The 14951-nt window shown below is 66.7% G+C and carries 14 protein-coding genes and 1 riboswitch; of the genes, 12 read left to right on the top strand and 2 right to left on the bottom strand.

The annotated features are described in order from the left end of the window. The first annotated feature begins 131 nt into the window (after positions 1 to 131). From ACX5I6_RS12495 to ACX5I6_RS12475, 5 genes are all read left to right on the top strand, one after another. The gene (locus ACX5I6_RS12495) at positions 132 to 3944 is read left to right on the top strand and encodes a multifunctional oxoglutarate decarboxylase/oxoglutarate dehydrogenase thiamine pyrophosphate-binding subunit/dihydrolipoyllysine-residue succinyltransferase subunit (protein WP_461840677.1); all 3813 of its coding nucleotides are present in this window, start codon (positions 132 to 134) and stop codon (positions 3942 to 3944) included. Between the two features lie 141 nt (positions 3945 to 4085). Then, positions 4086 to 4685, top strand: a complete 600-nt coding sequence (locus ACX5I6_RS12490) for a GDSL-type esterase/lipase family protein (protein WP_461840676.1) — start codon at positions 4086 to 4088, stop codon at positions 4683 to 4685. An 82-nt stretch (positions 4686 to 4767) separates the two neighbouring features. Beyond that, on the top strand, positions 4768 to 5595 hold the full coding sequence (locus tag ACX5I6_RS12485; RefSeq protein WP_461840675.1) for a DUF4097 family beta strand repeat-containing protein: 828 nt from the start codon (positions 4768 to 4770) through the stop codon (positions 5593 to 5595). Continuing rightward, positions 5595 to 6056 (top strand): PadR family transcriptional regulator, encoded by a 462-nt coding sequence (locus ACX5I6_RS12480; RefSeq protein ID WP_461840674.1) that lies wholly within the window; start codon positions 5595 to 5597, stop codon positions 6054 to 6056. Before ACX5I6_RS12485 ends, ACX5I6_RS12480 begins: the two co-directional genes overlap by 1 nt. Positions 6057 to 6174: 118 nt before the next feature. Beyond that, the gene (locus tag ACX5I6_RS12475; protein ID WP_369299106.1) at positions 6175 to 6249 is read left to right on the top strand and encodes a 50S ribosomal protein bL37; all 75 of its coding nucleotides are present in this window, start codon (positions 6175 to 6177) and stop codon (positions 6247 to 6249) included. A gap of 101 nt (positions 6250 to 6350) precedes the next feature. Here the strand turns inward: ACX5I6_RS12475 and rsrA are convergent, their stop codons facing one another. Together rsrA and ACX5I6_RS12465 are read right to left on the bottom strand one after the other, a co-directional pair. Next, a complete protein-coding gene (rsrA, locus tag ACX5I6_RS12470; RefSeq protein WP_018760161.1) occupies positions 6351 to 6611 on the bottom strand; it encodes a mycothiol system anti-sigma-R factor in 261 nt (86 codons plus the stop codon). Beyond that, positions 6608 to 7381, bottom strand: coding sequence for a sigma-70 family RNA polymerase sigma factor (locus tag ACX5I6_RS12465; RefSeq protein WP_461840673.1), 774 nt, complete (start codon positions 7379 to 7381; stop codon positions 6608 to 6610). The genes rsrA and ACX5I6_RS12465 overlap by 4 nt, the downstream gene beginning before the upstream one ends. 276 nt (positions 7382 to 7657) lie before the next feature. On the opposite strand from ACX5I6_RS12465, the gene ACX5I6_RS12460 reads away from it, so the two are divergent. The 7 genes from ACX5I6_RS12460 to ACX5I6_RS12430 all read left to right on the top strand — a co-directional run bounded on the left by ACX5I6_RS12460 (position 7658) and on the right by ACX5I6_RS12430 (position 14912). After that, complete coding sequence (locus ACX5I6_RS12460; protein WP_018760163.1) at positions 7658 to 8206, top strand: DoxX family protein; 549 nt, start codon at positions 7658 to 7660, stop codon at positions 8204 to 8206. 6 nt (positions 8207 to 8212) lie between these two features. Next, positions 8213 to 9601 carry a 3-phosphoshikimate 1-carboxyvinyltransferase gene (gene aroA / locus ACX5I6_RS12455; RefSeq protein WP_461840672.1) on the top strand — a complete coding sequence of 463 codons (1389 nt, stop codon included), beginning with the start codon at positions 8213 to 8215 and terminating at the stop codon, positions 9599 to 9601. Next, entirely contained in the window at positions 9585 to 10700 is a 1116-nt protein-coding gene (gene rsgA, locus ACX5I6_RS12450; protein ID WP_285247522.1) for a ribosome small subunit-dependent GTPase A, read from the top strand. Before aroA ends, rsgA begins: the two co-directional genes overlap by 17 nt. Before the next feature lie 44 nt (positions 10701 to 10744). Further along, positions 10745 to 11569: a histidinol-phosphatase gene (hisN, locus tag ACX5I6_RS12445; RefSeq protein ID WP_018760166.1), complete on the top strand. Its 825-nt coding sequence runs from the start codon at positions 10745 to 10747 to the stop codon at positions 11567 to 11569. Between the two features lie 141 nt (positions 11570 to 11710). Further along, positions 11711 to 11824: riboswitch (SAM riboswitch) on the top strand. A gap of 37 nt (positions 11825 to 11861) precedes the next feature. Beyond that, positions 11862 to 13280 carry an aminotransferase class V-fold PLP-dependent enzyme gene (locus tag ACX5I6_RS12440; protein ID WP_461840671.1) on the top strand — a complete coding sequence of 473 codons (1419 nt, stop codon included), beginning with the start codon at positions 11862 to 11864 and terminating at the stop codon, positions 13278 to 13280. Positions 13281 to 13373: 93 nt separating this feature from the next. Then, positions 13374 to 14132: a class I SAM-dependent methyltransferase gene (locus ACX5I6_RS12435; RefSeq protein ID WP_461840670.1), complete on the top strand. Its 759-nt coding sequence runs from the start codon at positions 13374 to 13376 to the stop codon at positions 14130 to 14132. Positions 14133 to 14207: 75 nt separating this feature from the next. Next, entirely contained in the window at positions 14208 to 14912 is a 705-nt protein-coding gene (locus ACX5I6_RS12430) for a metal-dependent transcriptional regulator (RefSeq protein ID WP_461840669.1), read from the top strand. The last annotated feature ends 39 nt before the right edge of the window (positions 14913 to 14951 follow it).

Genomic DNA, 14951 nt, shown 5'->3' with positions numbered 1-14951 from the left:
GCAGTTAACACACGATGCTCACTAGACTTGCAAAGGTCTGGGTTCAGAGGACGCAGAGACTGGTTCGATCGCAGTGCTGAAGCACCGGGGGGCCGGAGAGAAATCAAACTCATGGAAGAGGCGTATTTCAAGTGCCAGAGCAGCCAAGCCACCGTCTACCAGAGGAATTTGGCGGAAACGAGTGGCTCGTTGACGAACTGTACGAGCAGTACCAGCAGGACAAGAACGCTGTGGATGCCAAGTGGTGGCCGCTGTTTGAATCCTTCGACTCGGGCAACGGTTCTTCTTCCAATGGAAATTCCGCACACGCAGCCCACCCCGCCACCCGGGAACTCCCGGTCGTGAAGGCGGCTCCCGCCGCGCCGGCACCGTCGCCGGCAGCAGCCCCCGCCGCTCCCCCTGCAGCACCCGCTGCCGCAGCACCCGCCGCCCCGGCCCCGGCCCCGGTCAAAAAGGCCCCTGCCACCGAGGCCCGCGACGGCGGCACGAAGACCGGCGCAGGCACCGGCGCCCAGCCCATCCCGGCCCAGTTGCCCAAGAACGTCAAGGCCCCCACGGCTCCCGAAGAGGACGTCGTCTCGATCCTGCGCGGCCCCGCCAAGGCCATCGCCACCAACATGGTGACCAGCCTCGAGGTGCCCACCGCAACCAGCGTGCGCGCCATCCCCGCCAAGCTGCTGATCGACAACCGCGTGGTCATCAACTCCAACCTTGCCCGTGCCCGTGGCGGCAAGGTTTCCTTCACGCACCTGATCGGCTACGCCGTCATCCGCGCGCTCTCCCAGTTCCCGTCCATGAACGTGTACTACGACGAAGTGGACGGCAAGCCCGTCGCCGTCCAGCCCGCGCACGTCAACTTCGGCATCGCCATCGACATGCCCAAGCCGGACGGCACCCGCCTGCTGATGGTCCCGAACATCAAGAAGGCCGAAACCCTCAACTTCGCCGAGTTCTGGCACACCTACGAGGACCTCATCAAGCGTGCCCGCAACGGCAAGCTGACCGCCGAGGACCACCAGGGCACCACGGTCTCCCTGACCAACCCCGGCGGCATCGGCACCGTCCACTCGGTGCCCCGCCTCTCCAAGGGCCAGGCAGCCATCATCGGCGTCGGTGCCCTCGACTACCCGGCCGAGTTCCAGGGTGCCAGCGAAAAGATCATTGCGCAGAACGCCATCAGCAAGGTCCTCACCCTGACCTCCACCTACGATCACCGCGTGATCCAGGGCGCAGGCAGCGGCGAGTTCCTCAAGCTGGTCCACCAGCTCCTGCTCGGGGCCCAGAACTTCTACGATGAGATCTTCGAAGCGCTGCGCATTCCCTACGAGCCCGTCCGCTGGAGCCCCGACCTCCAGGTAGATCCCGCCGACGAGATCAACAAGGTGGCCCGGATCCAGCAGCTGATCCACTCCTACCGCGTCCGCGGCCACCTCATGGCGGACACGGATCCGCTCGAATACGTCCAGCGCAAGCACCCCGACCTCGACGTCCTCACCTACGGCCTGACACTGTGGGACCTGGACCGCGAGTGGCCCACCGGCGGCTTCGGCGGCAAGCCGATGCTGAAGTTCCGCGACATCCTGGGCGTCCTGCGCGATGCCTACTGCCGCACCACCGGCATCGAGTACATGCACATCCAGGAGCCGGCCGAGCGCAAGTGGTTCCAGGACCAGCTCGAACACCCCTACTCCAAGCCCAGCCGCGAAGAACAAATCCGGATCGTTTCCAAGCTGAACGCCGCGGAGGCCTTCGAAACGTTCCTGCAGACCAAGTTCGTAGGCCAGAAGCGCTTCTCGCTCGAGGGCGGCGAATCGCTGATCCCGCTGCTGGACGCCATCATGTCCGACGCTGCCGACGACGGCCTGGACGAAGTTGCCATCGGAATGGCCCACCGCGGCCGCCTCAACGTGCTCACGAACATCGCCGGCAAGACCTACGCCCAGGTGTTCCGCGAATTTGAAGGCACCCAGGATCCGCGTTCCGTCCAGGGCTCGGGCGACGTCAAGTACCACCTGGGCACCGAGGGTACTTTCACCTCAGACAATGGCAAGGAGACCAAGGTCTACCTCGCCGCCAACCCCTCGCACCTGGAAGCCGTCGATTCCGTCCTCGAGGGCATTGTCCGCGCCAAGCAGGACCGCCTGGACCAGGGCGAATCCTTCCCCGTGCTGCCCATCATGGTGCACGGCGACGCCGCCTTCGCAGGCCAGGGCGTCGTGGCCGAGACGCTCAACCTGTCCCAGCTGCGCGGCTACCGCACCGGTGGCACCATCCACGTGGTGGTCAACAACCAGGTGGGCTTCACCACCGCCCCGTCGTCCTCGCGTTCGTCCACGTATTCAACCGACGTCGCCAAGATGATCCAGGCGCCCGTCTTCCACGTGAACGGCGACGACCCGGAGGCAGTGGTCCGCATCGGCCAGCTCGCCTACGAGTTCCGGCAGCGCTTCCACAAGGACGTCGTCATCGACATGGTGTGCTACCGCCGCCGTGGCCACAACGAGGGCGACGACCCCTCGATGACCCAGCCCCTGATGTACAACCTGATCGAAGCCAAGCGCTCCGTCCGCAAGCTGTACACCGAATCGCTGATCGGCCGCGGTGACATCACCGAGGAAGAAGCCGAGCAGCTGCTCCGCGACTACCAGGAACGGCTGGAGCGGGTCTTCGCGGAGACCCACGCCGCGCAGACCTCGCCGATCCCGATCGTGACTGCCGACTCCGCCGCCGTGTCCGATATCGAGCGCCCCATGGCCCAGCAGTCCGATTCCAACGTCAGTGCACCGGTCGCCACCGCCATCAGCGCCGAGACCCTGGCCCGGATCGGCAAGGCCCACGTCGAGGTTCCCGAGGGCTTCACCGTCCACGCCAAGCTCAAGCAGCTGCTCGAGAAGCGTGAGCAGATGTCCCGCGAAGGCGGCATCGACTGGGGCTTTGGCGAGATCGCAGCGTTCGGCTCCCTCATCATGGAAGGCGTGCCCGTCCGCCTCGCCGGCCAGGACTCGCGCCGCGGCACGTTCGTCCAGCGCCACGCCGTCTTCCACGACCGCGCCAACGGCAAGGAATGGCTGCCCCTGGGCAACCTCTCCGATGACCAGGCCAAGCTGTGGATCTACGACTCCCTGCTGTCCGAATATGCTGCCATGGGCTTCGAATACGGTTACTCCGTGGAGCGCCCTGACGCGCTGGTCCTCTGGGAAGCCCAGTTCGGTGACTTCGTCAACGGTGCGCAGACCATCATCGACGAATTCATCTCCTCCGCCGAGCAGAAGTGGGGCCAGCGCTCCTCGCTGGTCTTGATGCTCCCGCACGGCTACGAAGGCCAGGGCCCGGACCACTCTTCGGCAAGGATCGAGCGCTTCCTGCAGCTGTGCGCCGAGGACAACATGATCGTGGCCAACCCCACCACGGCGGCCTCGCACTTCCACCTGCTGCGCCGCCAGGCGTACAGCCGCCCGCGCAAGCCGCTGATCATCTTCACGCCCAAGCAGCTGCTGCGCCTGAAGGCTGCCGCTTCGTCCGTGGAGGACTTCACCACTGGCGCCTTCCGCCCGGTCATCGCCGAGCATGAGCAACTGCCGGCCACCGCCGTCGAACGCGTCATCCTGGTCTCCGGCCGCCTGTACTACGATCTCCTGTCCACCCGCCAGAAGACCGGAGACAAGACCACCGCAATCGTGCGCGTCGAGCAGCTCTACCCGCTGCCGCACGCGGAGATCGCCGCGGAGCTTGCCAAGTACCCGAACGCCGAGGTCGTGTGGGCGCAGGACGAGCCCGCCAACCAGGGTCCGTGGCCGTTCATCGGCCTGAACCTGCCGGAGGCACTGGACCGTCGCGTCCGCCTGGTGTCCCGCCCGGCGTCGGCCTCAACGGCTGCAGGTTCCATGAAGCGGCACGCCGCTGAACAGGACCTGCTGCTCAAGCAGGCATTTGCAAAGAAGTAAACCGTAAGGCTGCCCGGCCGGACGTCGAAATACCAGACTCCGGCCGGGCAGTTCTGTTAATGGTTGGACAGCGCCGCCCCTTACCTCCGCAGCCGCGGCGGCAACGGAGGCTGCGGCCGGTTCGGAAGTGAAGAGGAACGCGTGGAAGACAGGAAGCTGCGGATCGCAGCTGTAGGAGACGAATTGCTGGCTGGACTGGGCGATCCCCGGGCGCTGGGCTGGCTTGGCCGCGTCCTGGCCCGCACTCCCCAGGACGGCATGCTGCTGGAAAGCTACGCCCTCCCCTGTCCGCAGGAAGGTACCGAAGGGCTTGCGGCCCGGTGGCTGGACGAAGCCGGCCGGCGCTTCAGCGACCAGGCCGAGAACAGGCTGGTCATCGGCCTGTCCGGGCGCGACATCGAATTCGGACTTTCAACCGCGCGGAGCAGGCTGAACCTGGCCAACATCCTGGACTCGGCGTCGCAGAACCGTGTCGAGGTGTTCGTCGTCGGACCGCCCCCCACGCTCGATCCGACCCAAAACCGGAGGCTGGACGAACTGAACACCGCCTTCGCGGACGTCACCACCCGGCGCAAGCATCTGTATGTCGATACGTTCTCGCCCCTGCTGAACCACGAGCAGTGGCGCCAGGACCTCGCCGCCAACGGGGGGACGCCGGGCCAGGCCGGCTATGGCCTCATGGCATGGCTGGTGCTCCACCGCGGCTGGTTCCAGTGGCTCGGGATGGACGCGCCACAGTAAGCCCCAACAGGACGCCTTGACCGGCGCAAGCCCGCGCGGCTAGGTTGAAGCCCAACGCGATATATCGCCTCTGGAGGGGACCATGGCTGACGGAAACTGGACTGTGCAAGGCCCGCAAACCATCGAGATCGAGGACGCCACCGCCCTGAAGCTCGGCATGGTGCGCGGCAAGTTCACCGTGGCGGCCCATGCCGGGACGGCGGTACGGGTGGAGATCTCGGAAGTCCACGGCGACCCCGTGGCGGTGTCAGCAAGCGGCGGCAGGGTGGAAGTCCGGCATCAACTGAATGGTCCGCAGGGATGGTTCAAGAATTTGATGGAATCCGTCAACCACACCAGCGACAACTCGGCCGTGATCAGCATTTCCGTTCCACCCGGCGTCGAGGTGGAGGCCGGCACGGTCAGTGGCGAGGGAATGGTCTCCGGCGTCGCCGCCCACGTCCGACTCAACACCGTGTCAGGCTCCGTCGTCGCCGACGGCACCTCCGGTGAGCTGCAGGTCAACATCGTGAGCGGCACGGCCGCCATCACGAACCACCGCGGCGTCCTCACGGTCAAGAGCGTCTCCGGGGCAGTCACCGCGTCCGGACACTTCACCAACGTACGCACGAACACCGTCAGCGGCCACCTCACTTTCGAGCTGCTTGGCTTCACCCACGATTTCGGTTCCAACTCCCTCTCCGGGGACCTGACCATTCAACTTCCGCACGATGTCGGCGTCGATATCGTGGCCAAGTCGGCCGGCGGGACGGTGGTACTTGACGGCCAGCAGTGCTTCCTGGCCAATGGAAAAGTGGAAACGATTGCCGGCCCGGATGAACAGCTCATGCTGGTCAGGACCAATTCGGTGTCCGGCAGGACCGCCATTGTCCACGCCCCGGAACCCGGCAGCGGGGAAGCGCACGGCTGATGCCTGCCGTCTTCGCACACGGTGCGTTGCGCTTGTACCTGCTTGCCCTGCTCGAAGGCGGCCCCAAGCACGGGTACGAGCTCATCAAGGCGCTCACGGACCGGTTTGGCGGCGCCTACTCCCCCAGCGCGGGAACAATCTATCCACGGCTGGGCAAGCTTGAGGCGGACGGCCTGGTGGCCACTGAGCCGTCCGGACGACGCACGACGTACCACATCACGGCAGAAGGCCTTGCCGAACTGAACCACCGCCAGGTGGACCTGGCAGCAGTGGAACACGGGATCACCGCTGCCGTGCAGCAACTCGCCATAGACCGGATGCTGCAACAATTCCGCGATGGCATCCGCGCCGACCTGCAAAGCCTGGCCCAGCCCGCGCCGCTCAACGCGGTGGCGCTGGATCATGTCCGGCTTGTCCTGGAAGAAGCCCGCGCAGCCATCGGCGTTGCGCTCGACGGGTAGGGCGCCGGCAACCGGCCACACTGCCGCAGGTCACCCGCCTGCTCCGGTTCGCGGGTCGCCACATCATGTGGGAGACTGGAGGGCAGCTCTTTGAGTACCAACAGTAAGGAGGCCAGCTATGAGCAAGCGTGCACGCAAGCGTCGTGACCGTAAGCGTGGCGGCGCGAACCACGGGAAGCGCCCCAACACCTAGGCAAATGCCAGGGACTACGGTTCAAGCAAAGGACCCCGAAGCCATTCGGCTTTCGGGGTCCTTTGCTGTCTGCGGCTTTGTCCGCCCGCGTGTGGGCGTTCCTACGCCTCCACCGGACGGATGGCGTGAATCCGGTCCAGGATGGCGTTCTTCAGGTTGTCCGGAGCGGACTCTGTGCAGGAGCGCTTGACCATGTTGCGGATCACGCACTCAAGGTCATACTGCTGCGCGCACTCGGGGCAGTCGTCAAGGTGGTTCTTGATTTCAGTAAGGTCCTCGCGGGTCAATGCCCCATCAAGATACTCATAGATGCGTTGCATCCGTGTGTCGTCGCAATCGCCCAATCCCTGGCAGTCGCTCATTTCCTGTTCTCCTGTGATTTGCTTCCTGCCGCATCCGATGCATCAGCGGCTGTTTTGAATCCGCGCTCGGCGGCGTACTCCGCGAGCATGTCCCGCAACATTCTCCGGCCGCGGTGAAGCCGGGACATCACGGTGCCGATGGGCGTGTTCATGATGTCTGAGATTTCCTTGTAGGCGTAGCCCTCGACGTCGGCGAAGTATACCGCCAACCTGAATTCCTCCGGAATGTCCTGGAGCGCCCGTTTGACGTCCGAATCCGGGAGGTGGTCCAACGCCTCGGCCTCGGCCGACCGTAGTCCGCTCGACGTATGGGACTCCGCCCGGGCCAGCTGCCAGTCCTCGATCGTGTCCGAATTGGACTGAAGCGGCTCGCGCTGCCTCTTGCGGTAGAGGTTGATGTAGGTGTTGGTCAGGATCCGGTACAGCCACGCTTTGAGGTTCGTGCCCGGCTTGTACTGGTGGAACGCCGAAAATGCCTTGGTGTAGGCCTCCTGGACCAAATCCTCGGCATCTGAGGGGTTCCGTGCCATGCGCATCGCAGCGGAGTACAGCTGGTCGACGTACTGCATGGCGTCCCGTTCGAAGCGCAGGCGGCGGTCCTCGACGGTCTCCGCGGCAACGTCCAGGGCGGCGTCCTCGGTTTCCGGTCCTGCGGCCGGACCAACCTCCTCCGCCGGCGCGGCAGATGCCGGCGGGGCCGGTGCCGAGCCGTTCGCTGCGCCAGGTGAAGCCTCATACATGGCCGCGACGGCCGGATCCAGGGTGCTCATTGCCTTCAAGTCTACTGTCAGGCGCCCTGCCCGGGGCGTGCCGTACTCCAGGGGATCGGCAGCCAGTGCTTCCACTGCCACCGGACCCGCAGGCCTCGTTCCGTCCAACACCTTCCCCAAGGGCCAACTCCGCTCTGTATCGGGTGAATGATCATCGGGCCGCATGTCAGTGACCCGTCAGCCATAACCCCTTCCCGCAGGCAAATATTCCCCAAAAGTGCAAGACTAGGACCGACTCCGCCGCGTTCCGCGGTTCGTCCATCCAGGAGGAAATCCATGTCCTTTGTCCGCACGCTCGCACGGCCCATGCTCGCCTCCAGTTTTGTCATTGCCGGACTGGATAAGCTCAAGAACTCCGACGACACCGCGCAGCAGCTCTCACCGCTGCTGCGCAAGGCCGCCGCCTCGCTTCCCTTCCAGGCCAGCGAGAAGACCCTCGCCCGTGTTATCGGCGGTACCCAGGTGGGCGCCGGCGTCCTGTTCGGCCTTGGAAAGTTCTCCAGGCTCTCCGCGTCGCTGCTGACGGTGGTTTCCCTGCTCAACACGTTCGTTGAGTGGCGCAGCGCGGACATCAGCAGCAAGGAAGGGCGCGAGACCCGCCGGAACCAACTGCTCAAGAACCTGTCCCTCAGCGGCGGTGCGCTGCTCGCTTCGGTGGACACCGCAGGAAAGCCGGGGCTGGCCTGGCGCGCCGAACACCTTGCCGCAGGTGCCCGCCGGAACGCCTCGCACCTGGCCGCCGACGCGCGCAAGACCACGAACAAGAAGCTGCACAAGGCGGACAAGGCTGTCCGCCGCGCCGTCGACCACGCCACGGGAGCCTAAGCACGAATGACCGCAGCAACTGCCGCCCGGGACGCCGCCGGAACACCTGTCCAGCACTGGGACGCGCCTTTCGCTTCCCGGCCCGTCAATGCCACCGTCACGGTGCCTGGCTCGAAGTCCCTGACCAACAGGTACCTCGTTCTGGCGGCATTGGCGGATGGGCCGTCCCGGTTGCGGGCGCCCCTGCATTCCAGGGATTCCGCGCTGATGATCGATGCGCTGCGGCAGCTTGGCGCCACGATCACGGAGGTCCCGGGCGACGGAACCTTCGGTCCTGACCTCGAAGTGGTCCCGTTGCCCGCGTCCGCGCCGGTGACGGAGGCCAGGATCGACTGCGGGCTGGCCGGCACGGTGATGCGGTTCGTCCCGCCGCTTGCGGCGCTCCGCAACGGGGCCAGCGTGTTCGACGGCGACCCGCACGCACGCAAGCGTCCGATGGGGACCATCATCGAGGCCCTCAAGGCCCTGGGTGTGGCTGTCTCAGCCGAAGACGGCAGCGCCCCGTCGTCCCTCCCGTTCGTCGTGGCGGGCACAGGCTCCGTCCGGGGCGGCCACCTGGTGATTGATGCCAGCGCTTCGTCCCAGTTTGTCTCCGCCCTCCTGCTCGTGGGGGCACGGTTCGACGACGGCCTGCATCTTGAGCATGTGGGCAAACCTGTACCAAGCCTGGACCACATCAACATGACGGTCGCGGTCCTGCGCGGCGCAGGCGTGTCCGTGGACGATTCCGTGCCCAACCACTGGGTGGTGGCGCCCGGACCGATCCGTGCCTTCGACCAGCGGATCGAACAGGACCTTTCCAACGCGGGCCCGTTCCTGGCGGCGGCCCTCGCCTCGCGGGGAACCGTGCGGATCCCCAACTGGCCGGCGGAAACCCAGCAGGTGGGCGACCTGTGGCGCAACATCCTCACCAGCATGGGTGCCACGGTCACGTTGGCCGGCGGCGTCCTGACCGTCACCGGCGGTCCGGAGATCAAAGGTGGCGACTTCGCGGACACCAGCGAACTCGCCCCCACCGTCGCCGCGTTGTGTGCCTTGGCCTCGGAGCCCTCCCGGCTCACCGGGATCGCGCACCTGCGAGGACACGAAACCGACAGGCTGGCCGCCCTGGTGGCAGAGATCAACCGGCTCGGCGGGGACGCCGAGGAAACCCCGGACGGACTGCTCATCCGCCCCGCCCGGCTGCACGCCGGCGTCGTGCACAGCTACGCAGACCACCGGATGGCCACGGCCGGGGCAATCCTGGGACTGGCAGTACCGGGCGTCCAGGTGGAGGATATTGCCACCACAGCCAAGACCATGCCCGACTTCCCACAGCTGTGGGCAGGCATGCTGGCCCAGGAGGGCACGTCCGCTGCCGGACCGGAAGGGCGCGGCAGTGGCGCGGAGCACTGATTCCTGGGACGAATCGGACGTCAGGATCCGCCCGAGCAAGAAAGGCTCCAGACCCCGCACCAAAGACCGCCCCAGCCACGATGACGCTGTGACCGGCCGGATCATCACGGTGGACCGTGGCCGGTACACCGCAGTGGTGGGTGAGGACTCGGACAATGAGCGCGTGGTCATTGCCGCGCGGGCCCGCGAGCTTCGCCGCAATCCCGTGGTGGCCGGCGACTTCGTCTCCCTGGTGGGGGATGTCTCCGGAGCCCCGGACACACTGGCACGCCTGGTGAAAATCCAGGACCGCCGCACGCTCCTTCGCCGCAGCGCCGACGATACCGACCCCGTGGAGCGAGCCGTGGTGGCCAACGCGGACCAGCTGGTCATCGTCGTGGCGGCTGCCAACCCCGAGCCACGCACCGGCTTCATCGACCGCGCCCTGGTGGCGGCCTACGATGCCGGGATTGCGCCGATCCTGCTGGTGACCAAGGCCGACGTCAAGGACCCCGCCGAGCTCCTCTCCAATTACACGCACCTGGACTTCCCGGTCATCATCAGCAAGACCGCCGACGCACAGGCCTCCGGGATCGACGCGCGGTCCGACGACGGCCTCTCGGCCCGGCTGGACAGCGCCGCGGTGGCCGCCCTCCGCGCGCACCTCGACGGTACCGTCACCGTGATGCTGGGGCATTCCGGGGTGGGCAAATCCACTATGGTGAACGCACTGACGGGTGCCGAGCGCGCCACCGGCGGCGTCAACGCCGTCACCGGGCGCGGCCGGCACACGTCGTCGTCCGCGCTGGCACTTCGGCTGGCGGACGCGCCGCCCGGCAGCTGGATCATCGACACCCCGGGGATCCGGTCCTTTGGCCTGGCGCATGTGGATCCGGACAGGATCCTGCGCTCGTTCCCGGATCTCTCCCCCGGCATCGAAAACTGCGAACGCGGCTGCAAGCACACGGCAACGGCGGTCAACTGCGGGCTGGACGAGTGGGTGGATGGCGGACACGCCGGCCCCACCGGCGCCGCCCGCCTGGCGTCCCTGCGGCGGCTGCTCGGTGCCGATCCAAGGATGGAAGCACAGGAAACGAAGGAGCTTGGCAGCGTCAACTGACGCGTTCTCCCGGCAGAAACGCCCGCAGACGGTAGTTTGGAACCATGATCCAACCCGCTTCGAGTTACAACGATGACCTGCGCCTGGCCCACGTCCTGGCCGACTCCGTGGACGACCAGACGATGAGCCGGTTCAAGGCCCTGGACCTCCACGTCGAGACCAAGCCGGACCTGACGCCGGTCACCGACGCCGACAAGGCGGCCGAGGAGGCCATCCGTGGCCAGCTCTCCCGCTCCCGGCCCCGCGATGCCGTCCTGGGTGAGGAATTCGGCAGCACCGGCCACGGCTCACGGCGCTGGATCATCGATCCCATCGACGGGACCAAGAACTTCGTCCGTGGCGTCCCGGTCTGGGCCACGCTGATCGCCCTGGTGGACGAGGGCGAACCGGTGGTGGGCGTCGTCAGCGCACCGGCACTGGGCAAGCGCTGGTGGGCTGCCAAAGGCATGGGGGCGTACATGGGCAGGTCCCTGGCCGCCGCCACCCGGCTTCGGGTCTCCAACGTGTCCAACCTGGCCGACGCCTCCCTCTCCTATTCCAGCCTGGGTGGCTGGAAGGAACGCGGAAACCTTGACGACTTCCTGGGCCTGACGGAGGACGTGTGGCGGACCCGGGCGTACGGGGACTTCTGGTCCTACTGCATGGTGGCCGAGGGCTCGGTGGACATCGCCTGCGAACCCGAACTGAATTTGTACGACATGGCCGCCCTGGTGCCGATCGTGGTGGAGGCCGGCGGCCGCTTCACGTCCCTCGAAGGCGAGGACGGCCCGTTCGGCGGCAATGCCCTGGCAACGAACTCGATCCTGCATTCAGAGGTACTGCACCGGCTGAACCCGGACCTCGACGACCTGCTCCAGCAGTCGCCCTAGCGGCAAGATAATCGAATAATACGACGCCGGACGCCTCCTTTGCGGGGCGTCCGCGGCCGTTTCTTCGGCAGGACGTAACAAAAGCCTTAACAATTGCTGCGGCTTTAGTCCTGCCCATTCCATGTTCTACGCTTTTATCCAGGTCACGAGTGCCAGCGCAAAACCCCGGTTTGCTGGCCGGCAACCCTCCATTCGCGGTGGGGTGCCCCGGGTGACGACCAGGCCGGTCCGGAGCGGATACGGCAAGCGCGGATTCCACTATGCCGGAGTCCTGTATCCAAGTGAGGTCTCTGTGACAACTGCCACCGTCTCCCCCCAGTCCGCCACCGCCAACGCCGCCGCGCCGGATCCGCGCCAGGCCATCGCCGGCCGTCCCCTCGCCGCGGTCACCGGCGCAGAGATCCAGGCGCCGCTGATCTCCGGCGGCCACGTTCGCTACGCAAACCTCGACTACGGCGCCTCCGCCCCGGCTCTGTCAGTGGTGTCCGCGTACCTGAACGAGATCCTCCCGTATTACGCCAGTGTCCACCGGGGCGCCGGGTACGCATCCCAGATCAGCACGTCCGTGTACGAAAACGCACGCAACATTGTCCGTGACTTCGTGGGAGGGCGCCCCGACGATTCGGTCATCTTCACCCGCAACACCACCGACTCCCTGAACCTGCTGGCCGGCTGCCTGCCGCTGGCCGGCGGCCGCCCCGCCGGGGACGTCTTGTACCTGGACATCGAACACCACGCCAACCTCCTGCCCTGGCAGGGCGTCCCGCACCGCAGCATCGTCGCCGCGGACACCATCAGCGGCACACTGGAGGCAGTCCGCGCTGAACTGGAGCAGGGCGGGGTCAGCCTGCTGGCCGTCACCGGCGCCTCCAACGTCACCGGCGAGATCCTCCCCATCCGGGCCTTGGCTACACTGGCGCACCAGTACGGCGCACGGATCGTGGTGGATGCCGCCCAGCTTGCGCCCCACCGCCGGGTGGACATCAGCGCGGACGACGTCGACTATCTCGCCTTCTCCGGACACAAGCTCTACGCACCCTTCGGCGCAGGCGTCCTGGTAGGACGTGCGGACTGGCTGGACGCCGGTGTCCCCCACCTGGCCGGGGGCGGTGCCGTCAAGGAAGCAAGGCTCGACGGCGTCAGCTGGGCCACCGGCCCGGCCCGCCACGAGGGCGGCTCACCCAACGTGCTAGGCGCAGCCACCCTGGCCCGTGCCACCCAGGTGATCGCCGGGCTGGACCAGGCCCGGTGGCACGCCCACGAATCCGCCATCCGCTCCTTCCTGGTGGAGGGCCTCCAGGGCATCGACGGCGTCACCGTCCACCAGATCTTCAAGGACACCAATCCGGAAACGGACACCATCGGCGTGGTCAATTTCTCGGTTGCAGGCTACGACGCCGGGCTGGTGGCCGCCTATCTCTCGGCGGAGCACGGCGTGGGCCTGCGCGACGGACGCTTCTGCGCCCACCCGCTGCTGAAGCGCCTGGGCCTGCCCAACGGATCACTCCGGGCGAGCTTCGGCGTCGGATCCCGGCTGGAGGATGCCGAACGCCTCCTTGCCGGCATCCGCACACTGCGCAGCAGCGGTCTGGGTTGGGACTACGTGGTTGACGCAGGCCGCTGGGTGCCGGCCAACGATTCCCGCACCTACCCGCACTGGGCACCCAACACCCCGGGCACGGCCGGCGCGGCCCCCTGTATCGACGACTAGTGGGCACTTCCCGCCCATGGTCCCCCAGCACATTTTCGAGGCGGTGCGGTAAATTCGAGGGGCATCAACAGTCGGAATTGAAGGAGTCCACGCGTGGTTCGGTGTGGCCCCAAGCTTGATCACGGGCGCCGGCGGGAACTTGGCGGCAGTTTCCGGGACGGCGGACGGCACTACCAGCGCGTCAGGCCGGGCTACCCCGTGGAATCAGCCCGGTGGCTGGTCCCGGCGCAGGCCCGCGACGCACTCGACGTAGGGGCCGGTACCGGGAAGTTCACGGCCCTGCTGCTGGAGCTTGGCCTGGAGGTAACCGCCGTCGATCCTTCCACCGACATGCTCGCCCAACTCGCGGCGCACTGCCCTGCTGCCACGGCCATGGCGGGAACCGCGGAGGCGACCGGACTGGCCGAAGCCTCCTTCGACGTCGTCACCGTGGCCCAGGCCTGGCACTGGTGCGACGCGCTGCCCGCGAGCACCGAACTCGCCCGCGTCCTGCGCCCGCACGGAACGCTCGGACTCATCTGGAACCAGCTGGATACCTCGGTACCCTGGGTGCACAGGCTTTCCAGGATCATGCACGCCGGCGATGTGTACCGCCCGGGCCACAAGCCGGTGGTGGGGCGCGAATTTACCGGGCTTGAGGGCAATGTCACGCACTGGCAGGACAAGGTAACCACCACGGACCTGATGGAACTCACCAAGTCCAGGAGCTATTACCTGCGCGCGAGCGAGGCAACCCGGGCCAAAGTCCTGGCGAACCTGGACTGGTACCTCCACGACCACCTGGCCTACGCGCCCGACCAGGAACTCGATCTTCCCTACCTCACCCTGGCGTGGCGCGCCGTGAAGGCGTAGCGGGATGGTTTTGCCAGGCGGCGCCGCAGGCCCCGCGGACCCGGCCGCGGCAGGGAACCCGGTAGGCTTGAGCCTGTGAAGACCAGCGCGCCATCCTCCTCCATCGAGGACTACGTCAAGGTCATCTATTCATTCACTGAATGGCAGGACAAGCCCATCACGTCCACCCAACTGGCCCAGCGGCTCGGGGTGGCGAATTCGTCAGTATCGGAGATGGTCCGCAAGCTCAAGGACCAGGGCCTGGTGGACCACAAACCGTACAGTGCCGTGACCCTGACCGACGCGGGACTGCGGCTTGCGCTGGCCATGGTGCGCCGCCACCGGCTGATCGAAACCTATCTCGTGGAACGCCTGGGCTACAGCTGGGATGAAGTGCACGATGAAGCCGAACAGCTGGAGCATGCAGTGTCGGACACGTTCATAGAGCGCGTCGCCGCCAAGCTCGGGGACCCCAGCCGGGATCCGCACGGCGATCCCATTCCCACGGCGGACGGCCAAGTGCTGATGCCGCGCGCCCACCTCCTCGCCGAACTGGACGAAGGCCATACCGGCAGGATCACCCGGATCAGCGACGACAACCCTGAGCTGCTCCGCTACCTTGCCTCGCAGGACATCGAGCTTGACGCCCGCGTGGAAGTGTTGGGGCGGCGGCCCTTCGGCGGCGCGCTGGTGGTGCGGATCGGGGGTGCCCGGGAGTACGACCTCGCCGATGAGATCGCCTCGGCATTGTGGGTCTCCAGCGACGCCCCGCACCCCGGCTGCAGCCTGGATCTGCCCTGACCAGCGGCGTTGCCGGAACCGCCGGCTGAGGGGCTCCGG

It is taken from the genome of Arthrobacter sp. MMS24-T111 (genome assembly GCF_054888995.1).
The sequence above is the reverse complement of the archived record's forward strand: the minus strand, read 5'-3'. Positions and strand labels throughout refer to the sequence as shown.